Annotated in this window: 20 protein-coding genes; 19 read left to right on the top strand and 1 reads right to left on the bottom strand. The window is 57.3% G+C overall.

The window, feature by feature from the left end; all coding sequences use genetic code 11:
- From dnaE to mutY, 12 genes are all read left to right on the top strand, one after another.
- Positions 1-3,651: a DNA polymerase III subunit alpha gene (dnaE, locus tag QZR17_RS03060; RefSeq protein WP_297127546.1), complete on the top strand. Its 3,651-nt coding sequence runs from the start codon at positions 1-3 to the stop codon at positions 3,649-3,651.
- A 62-nt stretch (positions 3,652-3,713) separates the two neighbouring features.
- A complete protein-coding gene (trxA, locus tag QZR17_RS03065; RefSeq protein WP_070466140.1) occupies positions 3,714-4,037 on the top strand; it encodes a thioredoxin in 324 nt (107 codons plus the stop codon).
- A gap of 565 nt (positions 4,038-4,602) precedes the next feature.
- The gene (locus QZR17_RS03070; protein ID WP_297127548.1) at positions 4,603-5,028 is read left to right on the top strand and encodes a SoxR reducing system RseC family protein; all 426 of its coding nucleotides are present in this window, start codon (positions 4,603-4,605) and stop codon (positions 5,026-5,028) included.
- Positions 5,029-5,073: 45 nt separating this feature from the next.
- Complete coding sequence (locus QZR17_RS03075; protein WP_297127550.1) at positions 5,074-5,955, top strand: Fe-S cluster domain-containing protein; 882 nt, start codon at positions 5,074-5,076, stop codon at positions 5,953-5,955.
- A gap of 45 nt (positions 5,956-6,000) precedes the next feature.
- Positions 6,001-7,335 (top strand): electron transport complex subunit RsxC, encoded by a 1,335-nt coding sequence (gene rsxC / locus QZR17_RS03080; RefSeq protein ID WP_297127551.1) that lies wholly within the window; start codon positions 6,001-6,003, stop codon positions 7,333-7,335.
- 34 nt (positions 7,336-7,369) lie between these two features.
- On the top strand, positions 7,370-8,362 hold the full coding sequence (locus QZR17_RS03085) for an RnfABCDGE type electron transport complex subunit D (protein WP_297127553.1): 993 nt from the start codon (positions 7,370-7,372) through the stop codon (positions 8,360-8,362).
- A 22-nt stretch (positions 8,363-8,384) separates the two neighbouring features.
- Entirely contained in the window at positions 8,385-9,491 is a 1,107-nt protein-coding gene (locus tag QZR17_RS03090) for an RnfABCDGE type electron transport complex subunit G (RefSeq protein ID WP_297127555.1), read from the top strand.
- Between the two features lie 7 nt (positions 9,492-9,498).
- The gene (locus QZR17_RS03095; RefSeq protein ID WP_297127556.1) at positions 9,499-10,182 is read left to right on the top strand and encodes an electron transport complex subunit E; all 684 of its coding nucleotides are present in this window, start codon (positions 9,499-9,501) and stop codon (positions 10,180-10,182) included.
- Between the two features lie 34 nt (positions 10,183-10,216).
- Entirely contained in the window at positions 10,217-10,789 is a 573-nt protein-coding gene (locus QZR17_RS03100) for an RnfABCDGE type electron transport complex subunit A (RefSeq protein ID WP_297127557.1), read from the top strand.
- A gap of 460 nt (positions 10,790-11,249) precedes the next feature.
- Positions 11,250-12,284 carry a UDP-glucose 4-epimerase GalE gene (galE, locus tag QZR17_RS03105; protein ID WP_297127559.1) on the top strand — a complete coding sequence of 345 codons (1,035 nt, stop codon included), beginning with the start codon at positions 11,250-11,252 and terminating at the stop codon, positions 12,282-12,284.
- Between the two features lie 43 nt (positions 12,285-12,327).
- Complete coding sequence (locus tag QZR17_RS03110; protein WP_296164256.1) at positions 12,328-13,266, top strand: ribose-phosphate pyrophosphokinase; 939 nt, start codon at positions 12,328-12,330, stop codon at positions 13,264-13,266.
- Between the two features lie 6 nt (positions 13,267-13,272).
- The gene (mutY, locus tag QZR17_RS03115; protein WP_297127560.1) at positions 13,273-14,382 is read left to right on the top strand and encodes an A/G-specific adenine glycosylase; all 1,110 of its coding nucleotides are present in this window, start codon (positions 13,273-13,275) and stop codon (positions 14,380-14,382) included.
- 219 nt (positions 14,383-14,601) lie between these two features.
- Here mutY and QZR17_RS03120 read toward each other — a convergent pair whose 3' ends face one another.
- Positions 14,602-15,606, bottom strand: a complete 1,005-nt coding sequence (locus QZR17_RS03120; RefSeq protein ID WP_070466114.1) for a malate dehydrogenase — start codon at positions 15,604-15,606, stop codon at positions 14,602-14,604.
- Positions 15,607-15,775: 169 nt separating this feature from the next.
- Here QZR17_RS03120 and bioB point away from each other — a divergent pair, with 169 nt between their 5' ends.
- From bioB to QZR17_RS03155, 7 genes are all read left to right on the top strand, one after another.
- Positions 15,776-16,756, top strand: coding sequence for a biotin synthase BioB (bioB, locus tag QZR17_RS03125; protein WP_297127561.1), 981 nt, complete (start codon positions 15,776-15,778; stop codon positions 16,754-16,756).
- A gap of 237 nt (positions 16,757-16,993) precedes the next feature.
- Positions 16,994-18,019, top strand: a complete 1,026-nt coding sequence (locus QZR17_RS03130; RefSeq protein ID WP_297127562.1) for an agmatine deiminase family protein — start codon at positions 16,994-16,996, stop codon at positions 18,017-18,019.
- 2 nt (positions 18,020-18,021) lie between these two features.
- Positions 18,022-18,906, top strand: a complete 885-nt coding sequence (locus QZR17_RS03135; protein WP_297127563.1) for a carbon-nitrogen hydrolase — start codon at positions 18,022-18,024, stop codon at positions 18,904-18,906.
- A gap of 27 nt (positions 18,907-18,933) precedes the next feature.
- On the top strand, positions 18,934-20,940 hold the full coding sequence (locus QZR17_RS03140; protein WP_297127565.1) for an alpha amylase C-terminal domain-containing protein: 2,007 nt from the start codon (positions 18,934-18,936) through the stop codon (positions 20,938-20,940).
- Positions 20,941-20,945: 5 nt separating this feature from the next.
- Positions 20,946-21,956: a type I phosphomannose isomerase catalytic subunit gene (locus QZR17_RS03145; RefSeq protein WP_297127567.1), complete on the top strand. Its 1,011-nt coding sequence runs from the start codon at positions 20,946-20,948 to the stop codon at positions 21,954-21,956.
- A gap of 546 nt (positions 21,957-22,502) precedes the next feature.
- Entirely contained in the window at positions 22,503-23,327 is an 825-nt protein-coding gene (locus tag QZR17_RS03150) for a GLPGLI family protein (RefSeq protein ID WP_297127569.1), read from the top strand.
- Positions 23,324-25,891, top strand: a complete 2,568-nt coding sequence (locus QZR17_RS03155; protein WP_297127571.1) for a carboxypeptidase-like regulatory domain-containing protein — start codon at positions 23,324-23,326, stop codon at positions 25,889-25,891. Before QZR17_RS03150 ends, QZR17_RS03155 begins: the two co-directional genes overlap by 4 nt.
- Positions 25,892-25,935 lie beyond the last annotated feature (44 nt).

Consider the following 25,935-nt stretch of genomic DNA (forward strand, 5'->3'; position numbering starts at 1 on the left):
ATGGCAGACTCGCAATCCTTCGTACACCTCCACGTCCACTCCTACTTCTCCATCCTCGATGGGGCCTCCTCGGTGGAGACGCTTGTGGAGACAGCGATCGCAAACGGTCAGCGCGGCATGGCACTGACCGATCACGGTGTGATGTACGGCATCAAGACGCTGCACGACTACTGCAATAGCAAGAATAAGCCGATCAAGGCCGAGATCAAGGAGCTTACGGCACGGCTGGCAGAGGAGTCCGATGAGGAAGCGAAGGCGCAGATCCGACAGGAGATAGAGGAGAAGGAGAAAAAGATCTTCAAGCCGATCTTCGGCTGCGAGTGCTACTGCGCCCGTAATGGCCGGGAGAATAAGAGCTCGGTCGAGGACCGAAGCGGATACCACCTCATAGTGCTGGCAAAGAATAAGCAGGGATACCACAACCTGATCAAGATGGCATCAGAGGCCTTCACTACCGGCTTTTACTACAAGCCGAGGATAGACAAAGGGTTGCTCGAGAAGTACCACGAGGGGCTGATCGTCTCCAGCGCTTGCCTCGGAGGCGAGATCCCCCAGCACATCCTCCACGATGACATCGAGGGGGCGAGAAGCGCCATCCGATGGTTCAAGGGACTCTTCGGTGAGGACTTCTACTTAGAGCTACAGCGACACAAGACCACTAAGCCACGAGGCAATCAGGAGACCTTCGTGAAGCAGGAGAGAGTCAATAAGGTGCTGATGCAGCTCGCACAGGAAGAGGGCGTAAAGCTCATTGCCACCAACGACTCCCACTTCGCACACGAGGATGATGGTGAGGCTCACGAGCGACTGATCTGCCTCAGCACAGGCAAGACCTTCAATGACCCCAATAGGCTCACCTATACCAAGCAGGAGTGGCTCAAGAGCACAGAGGAGATGAGTGCGATCTTCGCCGATGTGCCTGAGGCACTGAGCAATACCGCTGAGATCCTCGACAAGGTGGAGATCTACTCCATCGACAGCGACCCACTGATGCCTGACTTCCCGATTCCGGAGGGCTTTGCCGACGCTGATGACTACCTCAGGCACCTCTCTTACGAGGGAGCTAAGAAGCGCTATGGTGAGGAGCTCTCCGATGAGGTAAAGGAGCGACTGGACTACGAGCTGGACGTGATCAAGACCATGGGCTTTCCCGGCTACTTCCTCATCGTGCAGGACTACATCATCAATGCGCGAAAGCTCGGCATCATCGTCGGTCCGGGACGTGGCTCTGCCGCCGGCTCCATCGTCGCCTACTCGCTCACGATCACCGACCTCGACCCGCTGAAGTACCACCTGCTCTTCGAGCGCTTCCTCAATCCTGACCGCATCTCTCTCCCGGATATTGATGTCGACTTTGATAACGAGGGGAGACAGCAGATCCTTGAGTGGGTGACCGAGAAGTACGGAGCAGATCACGTAGCACACATCGTCACCTACGGCACGATGGCAGCCAAGAGTTCGATCAAGGATATGGGGCGCGTGCTGCAGCTCCCCCTGCCTGAGACCAATGCCATCGCCAAGCTGATCCCCGACCGCATCGGTGACAAGAAGGACCCATCCATCAAGATGTCCAGAGAGAACGTCCCGGAGCTCAATGACATCCTATATGGCCCCGACATAACGCAGAAAGAGGTGCTGAAGTACGCCGAGCAGCTGGAGGGCACGGTGCGCAACGTCGGCGTCCATGCCTGTGGCATCATCATCAGCAAAGTGCCGATCTCGGACGTCGTCCCCTCCTGGGTCACCCTCGACAGCCTGACCAATAAGGACATCTTGGTCACCCAGTACGATGGCAGCGTCATCGAGTCCACCGGGCTGATCAAGATGGACTTCCTCGGGCTGAAGACGCTATCGATCATCCGTGCTGCATTAGACAACGTCAAGCTCAATCACAAGGTCGACATTGACATCAACAGCATCCCCCTTGATGATGAGCTGACCTACAAGCTCTTCAGCGAGGGAGACACGATGGCGATCTTCCAGTTTGAGTCCCCCGGGATGCAACGATCTCTCAAGGACCTGCAGCCCTCAGTCTTTGAGGACCTCATTGCCATGGTCGCCCTCTACCGCCCGGGGCCGATGGACAACATCCCTTCATTCATCGCACGCAAGCACGGCAAGGAGGAGATCACCTACGAGCTACCGGTAATGAAGGAAGACCTGGCAGAGACCTATGGGATCACCGTCTACCAGGAGCAGGTGATGCTCCTGTCACGCAAGATCGCCAACTTCACCCGCGGTCAGTCCGACAACCTCCGCAAGGCGATGGGGAAGAAGAAGATCAAGATGATGCAGGCCCTCAAGGTGAAGTATCTCGAGGGCGGTCGGGCAAACGGCTACCCCGACGATACACTGGAGCACATCTGGTCCGAGTGGGAGAAATTTGCCTCCTACGCCTTCAATAAGAGCCACGCTGCCTGCTACGCCTGGATCTCCTACCAGACCGCTTACCTCAAGGCTCACTACCCCAGCGAGTATATGGCGGGCGTGCTCAGCATCAACCTCAGCGACCTTGCCAAGATCACCAAGTACATAGGTACCTGCCAACAAATGGGGATCAAGGTACTCTGCCCGGATGTCAATGAGTCGGAGTGCACCTTTGCCGCCAATAAGAGTGGAGACATCCGCTTCGGTCTCGGTGCCATCAAGGGCTTTAGCAATGCGGCCGCACAGGACATCGTCAGCGAGAGGAAGGAGAATGGTCCCTACACCGACATCTACGATTTCTTTGAGCGAATACCTGCCAGCGTGGCTACGAAGAAGACCTGCGAGTCGCTCGTGCTGAGTGGAGCCTTTGACTCCTTTGGCACGTTCACCCGCGAGGACTTCCTCGACCCCGATGATACACCCAAGAAAGAGACTTTCCTCGATAAGCTGCTTCGCTTCAGCGAGGATAGCCGATCCTCCCGGATGTCCAGCCAGGCTTCCCTCTTCGGAGATACCAATTTCCAAGAAATGTCCCGCCCCTCACCCGATCACCGCGCACAGCCGTGGAGCGACATCGAGAAGCTCAATAAGGAGAAAGCACTCCTCGGGATCTACATCACGGCCTCTCCTCTCGACAAGTACGCCCTGATCCTCAGGGAACTCTGCAACATCCCCTGCAGCGAGGTGACCGATGGGCTCGACAACTACGCCGGCAAGGGTGCTCTGCGCTTCGGAGGCGTCGTGACTGACTATGCTGAGAGGACCTCCAAGAGTGGCAACCCCTACGGGATCCTGACGATACAGGACTACGATGGCGAGGGGAAGCTCTACCTCTTTGGGGACCAATTTACCACCTATCGCAACTTTGGCAAGGAGGGACTCTATATCTTAGTCACCGTAAAGGTCAACCCTCCCAAGTGGGAGGGTGGTCGTCCCTTCCGCGAGGTTCAGTCGATCCAGCTACTGGATCAGGTGGTCGATACTGCCTTCTCCACCCTCGACATCGCCATCCCCGAGGACGCAATCACCGAGGAGCTCTACGACACCCTTGTGAGTAGCGCAAGCGAGCTGAAGCCAGGTAGCGTCTCTCTCAATATATTCGTCACCGACCGACAGAGTAAGATCACCCTCAAGATGACCAACCACAGCCGGCGACTCACTATCACTAGCGACTTTATTGACAGTCTCAAGGACTTTGATGGGGTCTGGTATCAGCTCAGCTAAGGATGGCACGAAAATAGATAGATAGTATTGTAGTATTATATTTATAACTAACAAATCAGATTATGGCATTTGAATTCACAGACGCTAACTTCGATGAGCACCTGAAGTCAGGTAAGGCAATGGTCGTAGACCTCTGGGCACAGTGGTGCGGTCCCTGCCGTATGGTCTCTCCGATGATTGACGAATTTGCTAAGCAGTACGATGCAGAGCAAGTCCTCATCGGCAAGATGGACGTAGACGCCAACACCGAGATCCCCACACGCTACGGCGTGATCAGCATCCCCACGATCCTCTTCATCAAGGATGGAGAGGTGGTGGAGCGGAAGGTAGGCGCTCAGCCTAAGGACAAGCTCAAGGAAGCTATCGACGCCCTCATCAGCAAGTAAGCCACCATGCGCAGACCTCTCCCACGTGGAGGGGTTTCATAACCTCATAGGGTCATCGGGACTAAGGTCTCGGTGACCCTTTTTTATTTAGAGCGATCGCATGATAGCCCACCTCTATCGGATGGGATGGTCAGCAGGGACAACCTCCCGACGAGAAGGGGTCCTCAGGGGTCCTGCGCAACAGCAAGGTAATCAGCAGGTATCAGAGCCACATATCTAATACCGATATTAGTGAGATCTAATACCGATATTAGTGACGTCTAATACCGGTATTAGATCTCACTAATATCAACTAACCATAGGACCTGCGGATGGAGGACGTCTATAAGCTCCGACAGATTGTCAGGACTATGATCATGAGAGACCCATTTTAGAGTCCACCGACAGACCTTTTGCAAGAATTTTGCAAACTACAGGTGACAATCAAGTGGAAAAAAGCCTAAAAGTCGAGATTATTTCGCTACATTTGCCGACGAGTAAGTCTAAGCCGACTCCGTACTCCACGGATGAGGCTTAGCGGAAGACAAGGAACGACCACCAAAGGACTCACAGACAACAGTTTTATATGGAGTGTAGAATCGGAAAAGTGACCGCCATCCGCCCGACAGAGGTGGAGGTAGAGGTGTTACAGATGTCGGCGTGCTCATCGTGCCATGCACGGGGAGCCTGTACGGCATCGGATATGCGCATGCGGACAGTTACGATCACGCGAGATATCCCGGTGGGACTCTCTGTAGGCGATCCCGTGCAGATCATCGCCGAGGACCCCAAGGTCCTCCAAGCCTCTGCCTACGCCTATATGATCCCGCTGCTGCTGATCATCCTCGAGGCGGTGCTACTTCCCAAGTACTTCGGAGTCGGGGAGATGGCGCTCATCGGGGTGATCCTTGCCACTGTGGCGCTTTATGCTGTACTCCTATGGGTGCTTCGCGATCACTTCAAGCGCATCTTTACTTTCCGCATCCGACCACTGAGAGGGACGCACGACTGAGTTCATTCTTCACGAGACAGTTTTGTCCGGTAATCATATTCATCCATGATTTTCACTATTCTATTTCTAGCCCTGGCAGCAGCGATCATCGCCCTGCTGATCTATTGGGTAATGACTTCCTTTAAGGTCGAGGAGGACCCTCGCATCGAGGAGGTGCAAGAGGCGCTCCCGGGCGCCAATTGCGGTAACTGTGGCTATCCCGGCTGCGCCTCCTTTGCCAAGGCCTGCGTGGAGCATGAGACCCTCGATGGTCTCTTCTGCACCGTAGGGGGAAATGCGGTGATGCAGGACGTGGCCGACATACTCGGTCGCACGGTCGAGGAGCAGGATCCCCTCATCGCTGTCGTCCGCTGCAATGGCACCTGCGAAGCACGCCCCAGAGTCAATATCTTTGACGGCGTCAAGAGCTGTGCCGTCGCCCACTCCCTCTATGGTGGCGAGACCCTCTGTACCTATGGCTGTCTGGGATGTGGCGACTGCGTGAGCGTCTGCGACTTCGATGCCATCCACATGAACCCCGCCACCGGTCTCCCCGAGGTCGATGAGGACAAGTGTACCTCCTGCGGTCAGTGCGTCAAGGCCTGCCCCCGCAATATCATCGAGCTACGGAAGAAAGGAAAGAAAAACCGCCGCATCTTCGTCTCCTGCGTCAATAAGGATAAGGGAGCGATCAATAAGAAGATCTGTGCCAATGCCTGCATTGGCTGCGGTAAGTGCTTCAAGGAGTGCAAGTTTGATGCCATCACGATTAACGACAACCTCTCCTACATCGACCATACCAAGTGCCGTCTCTGTCGCAAGTGCGTAGAGGTATGCCCCACGGGCGCGATTCACGAGGTCAACTTCCCCGCGCGTAAGCCCAAGGTGGAGAAGCCTGTCGAGGAGAAGGCGGTGACCACCCCGGCGGAGACCCCTGCCGAGGCCTAATCTCCCTTTTCTCACAACCTCAGAAGTAAGTACAGACTACATAATATGTTCCTGAAGACATTTTCAAAGGGCGGTGTACACCCGGAGGAGAATAAGATCTCTCACGACTCTCCCATCCAGGTACAGCCTATCCCTAAGACCGTATCCATCCTGCTCGGTCAGCACATCGGCAAGCCCGCCACTCCGGTGGTAAGCCGTGGCGACGAGGTCAAGGTGGGTACCCTAATTGCCAAGGCGGACGGCTTCGTCTCAGCCAACATCCACTCCTCCGTCTCCGGTAAGGTCAAGAAGATCGAGACCATCCTCGATGCCTCCGGATACCAGAAGCCCTGCATCACCATTCAGTGTGATGGCGAGGACATATGGGAGGAGACCATCGACCGCACCCCCGAGATCGTGCGCGACATCAAGCTGTCGAGCGAGGAGATCATCCAGCGCATCGCTGAGTGTGGCATCGTAGGTATGGGTGGCGCCACCTTCCCCACCAACGTCAAGCTTATGCCACCCAAGGACGCCACCCCCGAGTGCGTCATCATCAATGGCGCCGAGTGTGAGCCGTACCTCACCGCCGACCACCGGACCCTGCTGGAGCGGGGCGAGGAGGTTCTGATCGGCCTGCAGATCCTGATGAAGTCCGTAGGCGTCACCAAGGGCTACGTAGCGATAGAGAATAATAAGCGCGATGCGATCGACAAGCTCACACAGCTCGCCTCCACTATGCCCGGTATCGAGATCGTCCCGATGAGGGTGAAGTACCCCCAGGGCGGAGAGAAGCAGCTGATCGACACGGTGCTCAAGCGTCGCGTCGCCTCAGGTAAGCTCCCCGTCACCGAGGGTGCCATCGTACAGAACGTCGGTACTGCCCTCGCTGTCTATGAGGCGGTACAGAAGCATAAGCCCCTCGTGGAGCGCGTCGTGACCGTGACCGGCAAGGCGGTGAAGAACCCCTGCAACCTCCTTGTCCGTATCGGTACCCCTCTGAGCGAGCTCATCGAGACCGCCGGTGGTATGCCCCGCTCCACTGCTAAGTTAGTGAGCGGTGGTCCGATGATGGGTAAGGCAGTATACTCCGATGAGATCCCTGTTGCTAAGGGGACCAGTGGCGTGCTGATGCTGCTCGAGGAGGACACCAAGCGCCGCCCGATGCGCAATTGCATCCGCTGCGCCAAGTGCGTCGGAGCCTGCCCTATGGGTCTCAATCCCGCCTTCCTCATGCGCGACACCGTATATAGGGACTGGGATGCACTGGAGGCAAACCATGTCTACGACTGCATAGAGTGTGGCAGCTGTAGCTTCATCTGCCCCGCCAATCGTCCCCTCCTCGACCATATCCGTATGGGCAAGGGGCGCGTCATGGCCATCCGTCGTGCACGCAAGTAAGAGTCATCACTTGATTTTGAGATAACAGCATCCCATGTCTGATACTACAGCTAAGTTACTCGTCTCCCCATCGCCCCACGTCCACATACACGACTCCATCGAGCGTAATATGTATGACGTGATCATCGCGCTTATCCCGGCGCTGATCGCCTCAGTCATCTTCTTCGGCTGGGCACCTCTCGGTCTGACGGTGACGTCGATCGTTGCATCGATGTTCTTCGAGTGGTTCATCACTCGCTTCGTGATGGGGAAGGAGGAGCTCACCATCACCGATGGCTCCGCCATCATCACCGGCTTCCTCTTGGCACTCAATGTCCCCGCCAGTCTCCCGATCTGGATCCTCCTCATCGGTGACTTCGCAGCCATTGCGCTGGCCAAGATGCCCTTTGGTGGTCTAGGGAATAATATCTTCAATCCCGCCATCCTCGGTCGTGTCTTCCTGCTGGTCTCTTTCCCTAAGCAGATGACCATCTACCCACCGGCACATCAGATCCTAGCCACCGACACCGATGCCACCACAGGAGCGACACCACTGGCGATTGCCAAGGGAGTACTCGCCGGCTCGCCCGACTACAGCCTCGACATGCTTCCCTCAGCGACGGAGATGTTCCTTGGACAGCTTTCCGGATCCTTTGGTGAGGTCTCTGCCATCGCCCTGCTGATAGGTTTCGTCTACCTCCTCCTCCGTAAGGTGATCACCTGGCACATCCCTGTCTCGATCCTCTGCACCGCATTTGTCTTCTCCGGTATTATGTGGCTGATTGATCCGACTATGTATATGAGTCCTGTCCTGCAGCTGATGACCGGTGGTATGCTCATCGGAGCGATCTTTATGGCGACCGACTACGTCACCTCTCCTCTGAGTAAGGGCGGTCAGATCCTCTACGGAGTGATGATCGGACTGATCACTATGGTGATCCGCTTCTGGGGCTCCTACCCCGAGGGTATGTCCTTTGCCATCCTCTTTATGAATGGCTTCACACCGATGATCAATCAGTACATCAAGCCTCGCTTATTCCGCAAGTGAACCGCTTATCACACAGAGTATCATGAAGAAGCTATCATCTACCCTACCTCATATGCTGATCTGCCTCGTGCTCGTATGCTCGGTGGCAGGAGGTCTCCTCGCATTCATCAATAGCCAGACCTCAGAGGTGATCGCCCAGCAGATCATCAATACCACCCTCGACGGCATCAAGGCAGTTGCCCCGGAGTACGACAATGATCCGTACAAGGAGCAATTCAAGGTCGCCGTCGATGGTGACAGCCTCACTATTTATCCCGCCACCAAGGGTGGCGAGATCGTGGGCTATGCCGTCGAGTCAACGTCGCACAATGGATTCAGCGGCGACGTCCGTATCCTCGTCGGCATCGACATCGACAATAACCTCATCGACTACACCGTCCTGGAGCAAAATGAGACCCCTGGACTGGGAGCTCATGTGACTCACTGGTTCCACAGCGAGGATCACCCCTCCAGCGATGTCCGTGACAAGTCCCTCACTGAGCCGCTTAAGGTGACCAAGGATAATGGCACCGTCGATGCCATCACCGCCGCCACCATCACCAGCCGCGCCTTCCTCGATGCGGTGAATAAGGCAATGCGTGGCGTACAGTCCATCGATGAAGCGACCTGTCACTCAGCCGAGTCTGTCAGCGAGACTGCCGAGCCGACAGAGGTAGACAGCGACCTGCTCCTACCTCTTCTCCCTGAGCATGACAATGATCCCGTCGCCGAGCAGAGCGTCATCACCGATGCCACCGGCTACAGCTACACCATCTATCCCGCCACTAGGGGAGGCATCTGGCAGGGAGCGGCTATCACCACTTCCTCAGAGAGTGGGTACAATGGTCCCATGCTCTTTATCGCTGCACTGGACGCAGGCAACCACCTCCTTGACTACGCCGTCCTCCAAGAGTCGGAGAGCGAGCAGCTCGGGGGTCAGGTCGCACAGTGGTTTAGGGACAATGGTCACCCCAAGTCCGACATCCGCGGACGCTCTCTTGAGACTCCGCTCAAGGTTACTCAGGACGGAGGAGACATCGATGCCATCAGTGGCGCCACGGTGACGAGCCGTGCATTCCTCGATGCCATCAGTCGCACAGCCGCCATCGCCACTCAGGCTCGCACTGCTTACGAGAACGCTGAAAATTGATTTCGACATGAATAAAGGTAAAGTATTCCTCAACGGATTCATCACAGAGAACCCCATCCTCGTCTCTCTCCTCGGTATGTGTGCCACCCTCGGCACCTCCTCGAGTGCTGAGACTGGTATGGGTATGGGACTGGCGACCACCTTTGTGCTCGTCTGCTCCAACGTCGTCATCTCGCTCCTCAAGAGCGTCATCCCCGACGGCGTGCGCATCCCGGCATTCATCGTCGTGATCGCTGCCTTCACCACGATCGTCCAGATGGTAGTGCAGGCCTATGCCCCCGCCCTTTACGATGCCCTCGGCATCTTCCTCCCCCTGATCGTCGTCAATTGTATCGTCCTCGGCCGTGCGGAGTCCTTCGCCTCCAAGAATGGCGTTGCAGACTCCCTCGTTGACGGTCTCGGCTCCGGACTGGGCTTCACCTTCGTCCTGACGCTCCTCGGATGCTTCCGGGAGATCCTCGGGTCCGGCAAGCTCTTCGGCATGGAGATCTTCCCCGCCGACTACGGCACGCTCGTCTTCGTCCTTGCTCCCGGAGGATTTATTGTCCTTGGGTATATGATCGCTGCCAATAACATCATTATGGAGAGGCGAAAGAAGAGTGCCGAGCGTCGCGAGCGTGAGGCTGCTGAGCGTGAGCTCCTCAAGGATCAGCCTCACGAGACGCCTATGGCTGCCAAGGAGGGTGTATAAGTCTCATCATCGAGTAAGTCATATAGAGTAAGATATGGAGTATTTAGTCATACTTATCGGCGCAATATTTGTCAATAATATTGTCTTTGCCCAGTTCCTCGGTATCTGCCCCTTCCTCGGCGTGTCGAAGAAGCTCGATACTGCCCTCGGTATGGGTGCTGCCGTCACTTTCGTGATGGTGCTCGCCGTGCTGGTCACCTTCGGTCTACAGAAGGGGATCCTCGACCCGAATAACCTCGGCTACCTGCAGAATGTCGTCTTCATCCTCGTCATCGCCGCACTTGTGCAGATGCTCGAGTCAGTCCTCAAGAAGGTCTCCCCGGCACTCTTCCAGGCACTCGGGATCTATCTCCCGCTGATCACCACCAATTGCGTCATCCTCGGTGTCGCCATCCTCGTGATCCAGAAGGACTACAACCTCTCTCAGGCGATGATGTACGCCTTCTCGACCGGTATCGGCTATACGATCGCGATCTCGCTCTTTGCGACGATCCGCGAGCAGCTTGCGAAGACCGCACTCCCCAAGGCAATGCAGGGCATCCCCGCAGCGCTTCTCGTCGCCGGCATGCTGTCGCTAGCCTTTATGGGCTTCACCGGAGTGGTATAAGGACTAAGGTCTAAGACCTCCTTCCCCACAAATAGTGCCGGGGCTTGCTCTCAGCGTGAGAGCAAGCCCCGGCATTTTTTTGTACCCGAGTCGGAGAGCGCCAGACTGATCCGGAGGTCTCAGAGATGCTACTATACCACCTCCACAGGAGAGGGGTATCTCATAGTGTCTTCCCGGGACTCTTTTGGTCTCTTTCCGACTGAAAACATCGACTATTCGACACTCCATCCCCTGAGCCTTGATCCCAGTAGACAAAACGCCCGAGCCGCAGGCATTCTCTGCTGCGTGCTTAGTACGCGGGCACCCGGTCAGGGACTTCATCCCGAGCGTATCACAGCTGTCCGATTGGCTTCTATGAGATCCCGACGCATCACGGCTCATTTTACGGGGTGGCGTGAGCTTTCCTACCAAAATATTGGCTACCTTTGTGCTATAGAGCGCAGGAACTATAAGCAAACCTATGACACAAGAGACAATACTGGTAACTGGCGGTACGGGATTCATCGGATCCCACACCACCGTGGAGCTTCAGGAGGCAGGGTATGAGGTGGTCATCGTCGACAACCTCTCCAACTCTGACGAGTCGGTCCTCGACGGGATCGAGCGGATCACCGGACGGAGACCGAAGTTCTACAAGGCCGACTGCAACGACCTCGAGGCGATGAGACAGGTCTATGAGGATAATCCAGGTATCGCCGGGGTGATCCACTTCGCTGCCAGCAAGGCGGTGGGTGAGTCGGTCGAGAAGCCACTGCTCTACTACCGCAACAACATCGTCTCACTCATCAATCAGCTGACACTTATGACGGAGTACGGGACGAGAGGGATCGTCTTCTCCTCCTCCTGCACCGTCTATGGTCAGCCGGAGAAGCTCCCCGTGGACGAGTCGGCACCCTTTATGCCCGCCACCTCGCCCTACGGCAATACGAAGCAGATCAATGAGGAGATCCTCCGCGACACGATCCACTCCGGTGTACCCTTCAAGGCAATCAGCCTGAGGTACTTCAATCCTATCGGGGCCCATCCATCGGCTCACATCGGTGAGGAGCCCCGGGGTGTCCCCGCCAACCTCATCCCCTACATCACCCAGGCAGCTGCCGGCATCCGCAAGGAGCTAACCGTCTTCGGAGACGACTACCCCACCCCCGATGGCACCTGCATCCGCGACTACATCCACGTCGTTGACCTTGCCAAGGCACACGTCGCTGCGATCGACAGGATGCTCCACAAGGACGGAGAGAGCTACGAGTACTACAACATCGGCACCGGGAAGGGGGAGAGCGTGCTGGAGCTGATCACCGCCTTTGAGCGGGCTACGGGTGTCAAGGTTCCCTACAAGATCGGACCGCGTCGTGAGGGAGACATCGTCGCTGTGTGGGCCGATCCTAAGAAGGCGAATGACTACCTCGGCTGGAGGGCTGAGTCCACGATAGAGGACTCTCTCCGGAGTGCCTGGAAATGGCAGGAGCAGATCCTCAAGAGGGAGCAGAAGTAATAGCAAACTATCTAATAGAAATAATACCACCCCTAACAGTACAATGGACAAGAACGAATTTGGGATCTTCTCCGGACAGAAGAGCATGAACCTCGCTGAGCAGATCTGCTCCAGCCTGAAGTGCGACCTCGGAAAATTCAAGTACGAGCGCTTCGCCGACGGAGAGTTCTCCGGAAGCTTTGAGGAGTCAATCCGTGGCAAGGACACCTACATCGTGCAGTCGACCTTTGCCCCGGCCGACAATCTGATGGAGCTGCTCCTTATGGTCGATGCCGCCAAGCGCGCCAGTGCTCACTACATCGCCGCCGTGATCCCCTACTTCGGCTGGGCTCGACAGGACCGCAAGGATAAGCCGCGTGTCTCCATCGGTGCCAAGTTAGTCGCTGACCTCCTGCAGGCTGCAGGCATCTCGCGCCTGATCACCATGGATCTCCATGCGGACCAGATCCAGGGATTCTTCAACGTCCCCGTAGACCACCTCTACGCCTCCAATATCTTCCTCGACTATATCCGGAAGAATATTGATCTCAAAAACCTCGTCATCGCCACCCCTGATGTCGGCGGTACGAAGCGCGCCAATACCTACGCTCACGCCCTCGGCGTGCCGATGGTCATCTGCCACAAGCTCCGCCTCAAGGCCAACGTCGTCGCCGAGATGCGCATCATCGGTGACGTGGAGGACAAGGATGTACTCCTCGTGGACGATATCGTCGATACCGCCGGCACCATCACCAAGGCTGCCAACCTGATGATGGACCACGGTGCTCGCTCGGTACGCGCTATGTGCTCACACGCCGTGATGAGTGATCCGGCCACAGAGCGTGTGGAGCAGAGTGCTCTCAAGGAGCTGGTGGTGACCGACTCTATCCCCTACACCAAGAAGTGCGATAAGGTGAAGGTACTCTCCATTGCGCCGATGTTTGCCGAGGCTATCCGCCGCGTCGAGACCCACGAGTCGATCAGCAGCCTCTATGGTATGTGATCCGAGGTGACCAACGTTACCAAAATCAAAGGCACTGAGCTCACCCCGGAGTCGATCACTCCAGCTGAGCTCAGTGCCTTCCGTATAGGACTGCTGCGCTGGTACGACAAGCACGGCAGGGAGCTCCCGTGGCGTGGCACGAGGGATCCCTACCGGATATGGGTGTCAGAGATCATCCTCCAGCAGACGCAGACGGTGCAGGGGTGGGACTACTACCTTAGGTTTATCGACCGACTACCGGATGTGAAGAGTCTCGCTGAGGCACCCGAGGACGAGCTAATGCTCCTCTGGCAAGGGCTGGGCTACTACTCGCGGGCACACAATATGCAGCACGCTGCCCGACAGATCATGGAGCAGTATGGTGGCGTCTTCCCCCGTGAGGAGCGGGAGGTGGCAGCCCTCAAGGGCGTAGGTCCCTACACCACCGCAGCGATCATGAGCATCGCCTATGACTACCCTCTGGCTGTCGTGGACGGCAATGTTTACCGCGTCCTGAGCCGCTACTTAGCGACCGGCACGCCTATAGACACCACCCCAGGTCAGCGGTACTACCGCGAGATGGCGGGGCTATTCCTCGAGAGAGAGCAACCCGGGCGATACAATCAGGCAATGATGGATCTCGGGGCGACCATCTGCACACCGAAGAACCCCATCTGCGCCACTTGCCCCCTCGGAGGCACCTGCCGGTCGAGAGGGACGGAGCTGGTCGACCTCCTTCCCATCAAGTCACACAAGACCATGGTGAGAGAGCTGTGGATAGAGTACTTCCTGCTCCTCCACCGGGGACAGATAGCAATCCGCCGAAGAGATAGCCGGCGCGGGATCTGGAAGGGTCTCTACGAGCTGCCCGGAGTGGTCACGGAGAGAGAGCCGACCGCCCTGCCCACTCCTCCGGACGGCTGGGAGATCATAGAGACCCTGCCCCTCAAGGACCATCGACTAAGCCACCGGCTCCTCCACCTGAGAGTACACGTCTGCAGCTCGTTGGGCGATACCGATCCCACCTACCCCGATGGGACTGAGCAGATCCCCCTCTCGGACCATGGTACGATCGCTTTCCCTAAGCCCCTTCGTCACTTCCTCGACCACTACACCGGGGGCAACCGTATCCTCTAGCACACTAATTCTCAGATATCTACCTCTTGACCAACCCACTAAGGACGGTCTACTAAGTCGCTTCTTACTAAGACGCTTCTTAGTAGACCGCTCTTAGTAGGTGAGACTATGGTATAGCATCTATGAAAAAAGAAGAGCACCCAAGCACATGGTGCGGAGACAAGAGCGGGGGCGTGTCGGTGTGACACGCCCCCGCTCATAGTAGTAATGGTATGTGGATTACTTGATGTTGGGGTTAAGCTCGCTCCACTTATCGACAGAGGGGATGAGACCCATCTTGATGATATTGTCGATCTGGTCCTGGAGGTGCTTGTAGGAGGCATCGAGCTCCTTCATCTCCTCGTCAGTGGCATGCTCGATCGGCTTGATGTGAGCGCCATTACGATCGAGGACAGTCTCCCAGGCCATCATGACGTGATCGTAGCGGTCGTTGGAGACATAGGTGCCGACAGGCCAGCGGAAGGCAGGACCGCCCATGGCTGCACCGATCATCTCGATAGAGAGCTGTGCAGGGCTCTGGAAGGAAGAGCGACCACGGAGCTTGATGATATTGGCACCGCCCTTGATGACACGCTGGCGGAGCTCAGCCCACTGCTCGTCAGTCAGCTTGTCCGTACCGATAAGCTCAGAGAGAGGCTTGCCGTCCACCTTGACGCTACTGCCAAAGACAGCCATCTGCTCACCGTGACCACCGTAGGTGCGGGCACCGGTCACCTCGTGCTGCAGGACACCGAAGTGCTTAGCGAGCTCGCTCTGGAGACGAGTGCTGTCGAGACCGGCAAGCGTAGTCACCTGAGAGGGCTTCAGACCGGAGTGGAGGAGAGCGATGATACCGGTGATGTCAGCGGGATTGAAGATGATGGTCAGATGCTCCAGGTCGGGGCAGTACTTGCGGATGTTCTCACCCAGCTGCTTAGCGATCTCGCCATTGCCGCTGATCAGGTCCTCACGGGTCATGCCTGCCTTGCGGGGGGCGCCACCCGAGCTGACGATGTACTTAGCACCGGTGAAGGCCTCCTTCACGTCGGTGGTGTAGTGGATGTTCATCCCGTCGAAGCCACAGTGGCGCAGCTCCTCGTAGACGCCCTCCAGCCCCGGCTCATATACGTCGAAGAGGCAGAGGTTTGGGGTAAGACGCATGACAGACGCGATCTGCGCCATATTGGAGCCGATCATACCGGCAGCTCCTACGATAACCAACTTGTCGTTACTAACGAAGTCCATAAATAATGTATTGAAGTGATACGTGTTACTTGTCTATCTGTTTCGTATGCAAATCTAATCAAATACTTAAATAATTCCTCATATTAGCCCAAGTATTTTATGATGCTCTCTCCGACCGCTTGCCAAGCCATTTCGCTACCTTTGTAAGGTCAAGAAAAAAGAAAGAGAGATGAAGATTTCGGACAAAATCATCAGCGGATACCGGATCACCGAGGCGGCAGAACTCCTGTCGATCATCGAGGAGACCCCCCGGGAAGAGCTCTACGAGGAGTGCCACCGCATCACCCGCCGGCTCTGTGGGGATGGATTTGACACCTGCGCCATCATTAATGACAAGAATGGTCGCTGCCCGGAGGACTGCAAGTGGTGCGCCCAGAGCGCACGGCACCACACAGAGATCGATCCCTATGGGGTGCTACCGACCGAGGTGGTGGTCGCTGCTGAGGCTAAGAATAGAGAGCATGGTGTGCGGCGATTCTCCATCGTATCGAGCGGAAAGCGCCCCACGGAGGGAGAGATGCTGAGGTATGAGGAGCAGCTGACCGCGATGAGGGCAGGCGGAGCGAAGCATCTCTGTGCTTCGCTCGGACTCTGCACGGAGGAGCAGCTGAGGCGACTCCGCGAGTCGGGACTGGAGACCTACCACTGCAATATGGAGAGCTCGCCCGGCTACTTCGGCACCGTCTGCACCACCCATCAGCAGTCCGCCAAGGAGGAGACGATCGCTGCAGCGAAGCGGGTCGGGCTGAAAGTCTGTAGCGGGGGCATCGTCGGTATGGGCGAGACGCGCGAGGATAGGGTCGACTTCGCCCTCCACCAGGCGGAGCTGGGCGTGGGGAGCATCCCGATCAACTTTCTCCACCCGATACCCGGTACCCCGCTCGGGGAGAGGAGCTTCATCTCGCCGGAGGAGGTGATGGAGACGATCTGTATCTTCCGTCTCGCCTGTCCGACCGCCTTCCTCCGCTACAGCGGGGGGCGTGCCCTACTCTCCCCGGAGACAGAGCGTATGGGTCTCTATGTGGGGATCAACTCCGCCATCACCGGCGGACTGCTGACGACAGTCGCCTCGGTGGTATCGCGCGACAGGGAGCTCTTCCACAGCGCCGGGTACGACACCACTCAGGAGACAGAGTGGGAGAACGGCTAACAAGCACTTCTGCGAGGCGTAGAGAAGTGTCTGATATTCACGACAAAATTGGTCACCTCCTTAGAGGCAATTCTAATACCGATATTGGACGCAACTAATATCGGTATTAGAGAATCCTTTTACCGGTATTAGATTGGGCGTTGCAATCCTATGCATTAATCCGTGGCAAGGTGCTAAGTAAAAAATTGACGAAAAAGATTATCTTTGTCTCATAGGGAAACAAGAAACTCAACTGCTATGACGAAGGGACTTATCCCCGAGTGGGCTCCTCAGGATGCGGTCTTGCTGGCGTGGCCGGACGAGACGATGGACTGGGCTGACAATCTCGCTGAGATCCGCAGCTGCTACCTGCTGATGGTACGCGCACTACTGGACTACGTGCCGGTGATCCTACTCGCTCAGGATACGGCGAGCGTGCCGCTACGGGGCGACTACCCCCATCGGCTAACAGTGCAGGAGATGCCACTCAATGACACCTGGGTGCGCGACTATGCGCCACTCTCCGTCATCAACGACCGAGGGGAGCGGACGGTAGTGGACTATGCCTTCAACGCCTGGGGGCTTAAGTTTGCCGCCGACAGGGACAATCAGGTGGCGTCCAAGCTCCCTATTTTTACCCAAGACATCAGGCGGATCACCCGCCACGACTATGTCCTCGAGGGCGGTGCCGTGGAGAGCAATGGAGAGGGACTGATTCTCTCCACCTCGTCTGTCCTGCTGGATCCTAATCGAAATCTCGGTCGGGGTGAGGCAAGTGGACATATCATCACCGAGCCGATCCGGGAGGCCCTGCATGCGGATCGGGTGGATATGCTGGAGGTCTCTCCCCTTGAGGGGGACGACACCGACGGACACATAGACACGCTCGCCCGCTTCTGCGACGACGAGACCATTGTCTATGCCACCTGCTCCGACGAGGGGCACCCGGACTACCATACCCTCCGTAAGCTCGATGAGGAGCTTCATCGGCTCTACGGCGAGAGGTATCGCTTGGTTGCACTGCCGACGCCCGAGGTGAAGAGAGACACGGATGGATCCGCCATGCCGGCAAGCTATGCCAACTTCCTCATTACCAACAGCATCGTCCTCACTCCCACCTACCGGGACAGGGCAGACGATGAGGCTCTATCGACACTACGTGACCTCTTCCCGGAGCGGAAGGTCGTGCCGGTGGACGCTATCCCGCTGATCCGTCAGCACGGCTCGATCCACTGCGCCACGATGCAGTTTCCCGAGGGATTTATCGACGAAGAATACAAGTGACTATGCGTACCGCCCTTATCCAACAGCACAATACCGGTGACCTCCGGGACAATCGTCTCCGCCTCGGCGAGAAGATCCGATCTGCAGCGACAGATGGTGCCGAGCTCATCGTACTGCAGGAGCTGCACGACGGGCTCTACTTCTGCCAGACGGAGGATGTCGACCTCTTCGACCTCGCTGAGCCGATCCCGGGACCGGCGACAGACTTCTATGGTCATCTGGCACAAGAGCTCGGAGTAGTAATCGTCACCTCGCTCTTTGAGAAGCGGGCACCGGGACTCTACCACAATACCGCTGTCGTGCTGGAGCGCGACGGCAGCATCGCGGGTGTCTACCGCAAGATGCACATCCCGGACGACCCGGGATATTACGAGAAGTTTTACTTCACCCCGGGAGACCTCGGCTTCCACCCCATAGAGACCTCCGTGGGGCGACTTGGGCTACTGGTCTGCTGGGATCAGTGGTACCCCGAGGCGGCCCGACTGATGGCGCTCGCTGGAGCGGAGCTACTGATCTACCCCACTGCCATCGGCTACGACGACCGAGACGACCGGGAGGAGCAGGAGCGACAGCGCTCCGCCTGGCAGCTGGTGATGCGCGGTCACGCAGTCGCCAACGGTCTCCCCGTCATCGCTGTCAATCGTGTCGGGCGGGAACCGGCGCCCGGTGATGACCCCGAGGCGGGCATTACCTTCTGGGGCAGCTCCTTCGCTACCGGACCTCAGGGAGAGATGCTCACGGAGCTTCCCCTCACCGAGGAGGCGACGGAGATCATCGACATAGACCTCAAGCGATGCGAATTGGTTCGCCGCTGGTGGCCATTCCTCCGAGATCGGCGGATCGATCACTACGACGACCTGACGAGGCGCTATCGCGACCCCTTTTGACACTCACCTTCATACCCTCACCTTATTATGCTACGACTAATTGAGAACGACCCATGGCTGGAGCCCTACGAGTCCCCTATACAGGGACGGTATGAGTATGCCAAGTGGAAACTCCGTGAACTGACAAAAGAAACCAATGGCAGCCTCTCCGACTTTGCTGACGGGTACCTCTACTACGGGCTTCACCGCATAGAGGGAGGAGAGTGGGTCCTGAGAGAGTGGGCGCCTAATGCGACAGCCATCTACCTCCTCTGTGACGGCAACGGCTGGGCCAAGGATGAGGCATATCGCCTCAGCGCCCTCGGCAATGGATCCTGGGAGGTAAGACTACCCGCTGACACACTCGCTCACGGGACGCACTACAAGCTCCTCGTGGAGTGGGAGGGTGGTAGCGGTCTACGCATCCCCGCATGGGCTGACTATGTGGTACAGGACCCGGAGACGCATCTCTTCAGCGCCGTCGTATGGGATCCCGAGAGACCCTTCACCTTCCGGAGCAAACGCCCCACCCTCGGTCACGAGCCGCTCCTGATCTACGAGTGCCACATCGGGATGGCGACCGAGGAGGAGAAGGTCGGTACGTATCGGGAGTTTATGGAGAATGTGCTGCCGATGGTCAAGGAGAAGGGCTACAACGCCCTGCAGATCATGGCGATCATGGAGCACCCCTACTACGGCTCCTTTGGGTATCAGGTGACCAATTTCTTCGCCCCCTCGTCCCGCTTCGGTACACCGGATGACCTGCGCGCACTGATTGACGAGGCGCACCGGCTCGGGTTACTCGTCATCATGGATATCGTCCACTCCCATGCCGCAAGAAACGAGGAGGAGGGGCTCGCCCGCTTTGACGGCACCTACACCCAGTACTTCCATGGCGGTGAGCGGATGCTCCATCCGGCGTGGAACTCAATGTGCTTTGACTACGGGAAAAACGAGGTGCTCCACTTCCTCCTCTCCAATTGTAAGTACTGGCTCGAGAGCTTCCACTTCGATGGCTTCCGCTTCGATGGCGTCACCTCGATGCTTTACCTCAATCATGGTCTCGGACAGGCCTTCTGTACCTACTCCGACTACTATAATGGCGGGCAGGATGGCGATGCGATCATGTACCTCACCCTCGCCAATCAGCTGATCCACGAGGTCTACCCCGATGCCATCACCATCGCTGAGGAGGTGAGCGGGATGCCGGGCATCGGTGTGCCGGTGAAGGACGGTGGCTACGGCTTTGACTACCGCCTCCAGATGAATATCCCCGACTACTGGATCAAGATCATCAAGGAGCGCCGCGATGAGGAGTGGACACCCGGCTCCATCTGGTGGGAGACCACCAACCGCCGAAGCGATGAGAAGAGCATCTCCTACGCCGAGTCCCACGACCAGGCGCTGGTGGGCGACAAGACGATCATCTTCCGCCTCATCGATGCCGAGATGTACGACTATATGGACCGGGCACACCACACCGAGGCGGTAGACCGCGGTACGGCACTCCACAAGATGATCCGCCTCGTCACCTGCACCACGATGAATGGTGGGTATCTCAATTTTATGGGAAACGAATTTGGTCACCCGGAGTGGATCGACTTCCCCCGCGAGGGCAATGGCTGGAGCTACAAGTATGCCCGTCGCCAGTGGAGCCTGGCCACGAATGGCTTCCTCAAGTACGGCCTCCTCGAGGACTTTGACGAGGCGATGCTCAAGCTCGTCAAGAGCGTCCCCGACTTTGAGAGAGTACCGGTGATCAAGCTCTGGGACCAGGATCAGGATCAGGTACTCGCCTACTCCCGTGGGGATCTCGTCTTTGTCTACAACTTCAGTCCCACACGTGCCTTCACCGACTACGGCATCCTCGCCCCGTCGGGCAAGTACACGGTCGTCCTCGACAGCGACGACCCGCGGTTTGGTGGCTACGATCGTCAGGACCACTCCGTGGCGCACCTCACTCAGTACGACCCCCACTTCATGGAGGACGGCAAGGGCTGGCTCAAGCTCTACCTCCCCCCCCGTACCGCTCTTGTACTTAAGAAATCAAAGTAAAACTCATGACTCACCCCACATCCACACCACTCTACCCGCTCACCTTTGACGCCCCCTACAAGCGAAAGATCTGGGGCGGTGACCGAATCTTCAGGTACAAAGGACTGCCCTCTCCCTACGACGACATCGGCGAGAGCTGGGAGGTTTCACCGATGCCGGGCGATGAGTCGGTCGTTGCCGCCGGTCCTCTCAAGGGTGTCGACCTACCGACACTCACCCAAGAGTATGGCGAGAGGCTCCTCGGGCATCACGTCAGGGAGCGCTTTGGGGACTCCTTCCCCCTCCTCATCAAGGTCATCGACTCGCGGCAGGATCTCTCCGTGCAGGTCCATCCCAACGACGACTACGCCCGCGAGCATGAGCACTCCCGTGGCAAGACAGAGATGTGGTATCTCCTTGACCCCACCCCCGACGCCACCATCCGCGCCGGCTGGTCGAGGGAGACGAGCCCGGAGCAGCTACGAGAGCTGGTCAAGAGCGATGCTGTGATGGACTACATCCACAGCTACCACGCCGAGCGGGGGGATGTCTTTTACCTCCCGGCAGGTAAGGTCCACACCATAGGTGCCGGCTGCCTGCTCCTCGAGATACAGGAGGCGTCTGACATCACCTACCGGCTCTACGACTTCGGTCGGACCGATGCCCAAGGGCAGACACGTGAGCTTCACATTGACCGAGCTGTCGAGGTGATCAACTACGACGTCGACCGGGACGGCAAGGCGACCTATGACCGGGAGAAGAAGGATGCCCTCGTCAATCTCGTCCGCAGCCCCTACTTCTGCACCTCGGTCCTACGCCTGACGAAGGACTTCGCCCTGCCGGTGGCTGAGCGTGACTCCTTCACCTACCTCTTCTGCGAGGAGGGCGAGGTGGCGATCACCACCGATGGCGGTGAGCTCCGCCTCACCAAGGGCCACGGCGTCCTACTCCCCGCCGAGCTGCATCGCGCCGACCTCCACCCCCTCACCCCCGAGACCCACCTCGTAGACGTCTACGTACCACAGAGTCATACCTGATCCTCATGATTGTTGCTATAGGACTCTTGACCTCGACATAGGGACCACACAACAATACAGCCCGAAATACCGATAGAACAGGTCGAATGCACGTAGTCGAAGAGGCGCAGGCGCAGTCGTCCCGGCTGAGCGACATGAGCCTGACACATCGGAAAGCTTAAGTGGTGCAAATATACCACCCCCGGAGGTAGAGGTTGTCTCGCAGAGCCTCTCCTTGTCTCTTCGGTCTCTTCCTGAACGAACCTACAGACTGTGAGACTATCCATCCATAAAGACCACATTCCGTAAGAAAGGCGAATCGTGTACAGAACTGCCTTATGGACACTTTGCTGAGGACTTTTATCAAGGTGTGCTTTGCGTCAGGCTTGTAAAGCATATGGCATACTCTAAGGGGCTGGACTCGTGCCATTGCGATGATGAATATAGAGCGATGGTTTTGACATTTGAGATTTAATATCTACATTTAACCGACGAGGTCTATACCTTGCAACTTAAAAGTATCACTCTGACCTCTATTGTCTAAATTTCAAATCCGCTGTAGTACCTATGAAAAAATTCTTCTTTACCCTATGTTGCTTGGCCATTATAACGTCAAACTCGTGGGTTGTATTCGGTCAAAAACGTTACAAGGCGCTCTACGAATACGCGGAACGAAATGCCACGACCGGCAAAGTCACTAACGATATCATACGTCTTAATTCTGAGAAAGGCTACTTCTCCTGTGTCAGTGAGAATACCTACCAAAAGAAGTTAGTACAGGACTCCCTCCTCCACACCGGACTTGATCCCTACACCATCGTCGCCATGACACGAGATATGGCGAGAGGACAGAGGACACGTATCTTCACCGACCTCGCAAGCAATACCAGGACGGTATACGAGTATCCCATGACACAGATCCACTACGAGGAGCCTCTTCCCACTGTGACATGGGAGCTGTCAGACGAGGTGAAGGAGGTCAATGGCATCCCCTCCAAGCAGGCGAGGGGCAAGCTCTACGGACGCGAGTGGATCGTCTCCTATGCGACGGATGTCCCTCTACCTGTGGGACCGTGGAAGCTCACCGGTCTGCCCGGTCTGGTGACAGAGGCGGTCACGACCGACAGTCTCTTCCACTTCACGCTCATCTCCTTTGCCCTCACCCCCGATGACGAGCGTCCTATCATACCCTCACCCTTGACCGCCTCATCACCATCCAAGAAACAGTTGAAGAAGGAGGTCCTCCACGCCCTACATCAGTGCGCCACCAACAACCGAGCCTGGCTCAAGAAGCTCTACCCCGTGTCCAGCCAGCCTGAAGAGACCCCGGAGGACCTCCGGCGGATGGCACTCGCCCGCAAGTCGTACCAGTATATCGAGCGAGCAGAGTGATCCGGAGGCATCTCCTTTTTCTTCTTCTCCTTCCCCTCACGCTGACCATTGCCACCGCTGAGGAGTGGTGTGGAGTGGTCAGGGACGCCGAGACCGGCGAGGGGATATCGACGGTCCAGATCCTTCTGCTCCGTGGTGAGAGCAAGGTGATCCGTCAGACGATCAGCCTGGAGGACGGCACTTTCTGTCTCGCTCTCCCCGACTCCAAGTCCGACCTCACGGTCCGCGCCGCACTGATCGGCTACCGGACGGAGGTGGTTCGCTTAGACACCCTCCTCATGAGAGAAGGAAAAGAGATCCTGCTCCACCGGCAGGACTTCAAGCTCCCCGAGGTGCAAGTGCGGGCGAAAGCCATCGAACAGCATGGCGACACGGTCAGCTACCGTACCTCCGCCTTTGCACAAGCGATGGACACTAAGCTGGAGGATGTGCTGACGCGGCTCCCTGATGTCTCTGTCTCCTCCGGCGGTATGATCTCCTACAAGGGACGAAGTATCAATCGCTTCTACATAGAGAACCTTGACCTCCTCGGCAGTCGATACACCCTTGCCTCGCGTAACATCCGACCTGAGGATGTCGCCTCCGTACAGATCTACGAGCACCACGAGCCGATCAGGCTGCTCAGGGAGCAGAGCCGATCCGACCGCGCTGCACTTAATGTGAAGCTCAAGGAGTCTGCCAAGAAAAGGTGGCTCAGGGACCTAAGCGGTGCTGTCGGCGGCTGGCCGCCGATCGGCAAGGTGAGCGGTTCGCTCATGAACTTCCAGCCCCGGCGGCAGACCATCCTCGTCGCCAAGGGAGACAATACCGGCAACGACATCATCTTCGAGACCCGAGTACAAAACATCGGCATGGGGGTGGTCTTCAACCCCTACGAACTCTCCGGAGGACCGGAGAACCTCTTTGCGGAGCGAAAGATCTACAGCACCTTCTTCGGACGCGATCGAAGGCGCGACAATCAGACCGCCTTCCTCTCCCTCAATCATCTCATCGCCCTGTCCGACAGAGAAACCCTTCGGATCAATCTCAACGGATTCCACGACCGAAACCGACTCAGAGAGGAGCGGGAGAGCCACTACTACGACCCTGCGCTCGGATCGATCGACCTCCGAGAGACCACCGACTATCTCTCGAAGCGCAGTGCAACGGAGAATGAGCTTACCTATGAGCAGAATGGGGAGGAGCTCTATCTCAAGGACATCCTCTCCGTCCGCTACCACCACCTCACCACCGAGGACAACGCTGCCGTCAATGGTCGGCCTCGCACCATTGATATGCTCCTCCCCTCCCTCCGGCTCTCCAATTCGCTCACTGCGAAGAAGCTCCTCGGCGGGCATCTCTATACCGCCGCCCTCGGCATAGGGTACAGCAGCCGTCCTCAGGAGATGACCCTCGCAGGAGAGACTCCCTATCGGCTGCAGTCCGATGACCTCACTGCCACACTCGCTCTGGAGGGCACCTTTTCCATAGGTCAACATCAGCTCTCCCCACAGATCAGAGGCGGCCTGGAGAGCTATGAGCTTAGGATCGGGGAGCAAGAACAGGATCCCCGTAAGGTCCACAGTAAGGAGCTGACCTCCGACCTTTCTGTAGAGTATCGATACCAGAGTAATGGACTGGAACTGAGGCTCACACCTGCCCTTAGTGCAAGACTGCAAGATCTCCCCGGAGGGAGACAGCAACACCTCCTCCCCGGCGTCAGTTCCTCGATCAGGTATGACTGGATGGGCGGGAGGACACTACTCATCTACAGCTTCAGCACAAGCCGACCGGAGCTAACATCCTACTTCCCGCACATGATCCGCGTCGGTCTGACAGACTACCGGGAGGGAATCACGGACCAAGGGGTGACACGCTCGCACAACCTACTGCTCCGACAGGAGGGGACAGCGCCGTGGGATCTCTCCTATGTGCTCACCGGTCGAGGAGGGCACGTGACCGCACCGAGGATCTATAGTCTCTCTGTCAGGGAGGGCAAGAGGATCCGCTCCTACCTCCCACTCGCCCACAGCGCCCTCTCCGGCGGTCTCTCTGCGGAGCTCTCCAAGTACTTCTCTGGACCGATGATCACACTCAAGGGGACGGTAGGCTGGGACAGCTCCAAGGGCGACACCTACCAGCAGGGACTCATGATCCCCTATCGTGGGTCTGACCTCTCGTATGGGGCATCCCTGAACTGGATGGGAAGCACGCTGATGACCCTCGAGTATGGCATCGAGAGCGACCGATCCCGAGTCCACATCGGGGATAGGGCGACAGACCTCATCACCCGGAGTCTGGAGCAGACCCTGCGAGGTACCCTACTCCTCTGCGCACACTGGGGAGTATCCGCCGACCTCCAGCACCGCTACAGCAGTTCGCCCCTATATGACCCGATCAACCAAGTCTTCCTCGACGGCAAGATCTACTACACGAGGGACAAGCTCCGTCTCCAGATCGACCTCACCAACCTAACCAACGTCCGCTCAGAGTACTACCGCCGGACCGACGGTATCAATAGCAGCAGCCGGCGTACCACCCTCCGCGGTCGGGAGGTGCTTCTTACTCTTACCCTCAAGCGGTAGGCCCCGAGCCCTTGCCACCGTCCCTCTCCAAGCCAATTATTCCA

The organism is uncultured Porphyromonas sp. (genome assembly GCF_900541275.1).
Lineage (GTDB): Bacteria > Bacteroidota > Bacteroidia > Bacteroidales > Porphyromonadaceae > Porphyromonas_A.

Excerpts from the sequence above, each read along its gene's own strand:
- dnaE (WP_297127546.1), top strand. The coding sequence starts at position 1 with ATGGCAGACTCGCAATCCTTCGTACACCTCCACGTCCACTCCTACTTC.
- trxA (WP_070466140.1), top strand. The coding sequence starts at position 3,714 with ATGGCATTTGAATTCACAGACGCTAACTTCGATGAGCACCTGAAGTCA.
- QZR17_RS03070 (WP_297127548.1), top strand. The coding sequence starts at position 4,603 with ATGGAGTGTAGAATCGGAAAAGTGACCGCCATCCGCCCGACAGAGGTG.
- QZR17_RS03075 (WP_297127550.1), top strand. The coding sequence starts at position 5,074 with ATGATTTTCACTATTCTATTTCTAGCCCTGGCAGCAGCGATCATCGCC.
- rsxC (WP_297127551.1), top strand. The coding sequence starts at position 6,001 with ATGTTCCTGAAGACATTTTCAAAGGGCGGTGTACACCCGGAGGAGAAT.
- QZR17_RS03085 (WP_297127553.1), top strand. The coding sequence starts at position 7,370 with ATGTCTGATACTACAGCTAAGTTACTCGTCTCCCCATCGCCCCACGTC.
- QZR17_RS03090 (WP_297127555.1), top strand. The coding sequence starts at position 8,385 with ATGAAGAAGCTATCATCTACCCTACCTCATATGCTGATCTGCCTCGTG.
- QZR17_RS03095 (WP_297127556.1), top strand. The coding sequence starts at position 9,499 with ATGAATAAAGGTAAAGTATTCCTCAACGGATTCATCACAGAGAACCCC.
- QZR17_RS03100 (WP_297127557.1), top strand. The coding sequence starts at position 10,217 with ATGGAGTATTTAGTCATACTTATCGGCGCAATATTTGTCAATAATATT.
- galE (WP_297127559.1), top strand. The coding sequence starts at position 11,250 with ATGACACAAGAGACAATACTGGTAACTGGCGGTACGGGATTCATCGGA.
- QZR17_RS03110 (WP_296164256.1), top strand. The coding sequence starts at position 12,328 with ATGGACAAGAACGAATTTGGGATCTTCTCCGGACAGAAGAGCATGAAC.
- QZR17_RS03120 (WP_070466114.1), bottom strand. The coding sequence starts at position 15,606 with ATGGACTTCGTTAGTAACGACAAGTTGGTTATCGTAGGAGCTGCCGGT.
- bioB (WP_297127561.1), top strand. The coding sequence starts at position 15,776 with ATGAAGATTTCGGACAAAATCATCAGCGGATACCGGATCACCGAGGCG.
- QZR17_RS03130 (WP_297127562.1), top strand. The coding sequence starts at position 16,994 with ATGACGAAGGGACTTATCCCCGAGTGGGCTCCTCAGGATGCGGTCTTG.
- QZR17_RS03135 (WP_297127563.1), top strand. The coding sequence starts at position 18,022 with ATGCGTACCGCCCTTATCCAACAGCACAATACCGGTGACCTCCGGGAC.
- QZR17_RS03140 (WP_297127565.1), top strand. The coding sequence starts at position 18,934 with ATGCTACGACTAATTGAGAACGACCCATGGCTGGAGCCCTACGAGTCC.
- QZR17_RS03145 (WP_297127567.1), top strand. The coding sequence starts at position 20,946 with ATGACTCACCCCACATCCACACCACTCTACCCGCTCACCTTTGACGCC.
- QZR17_RS03150 (WP_297127569.1), top strand. The coding sequence starts at position 22,503 with ATGAAAAAATTCTTCTTTACCCTATGTTGCTTGGCCATTATAACGTCA.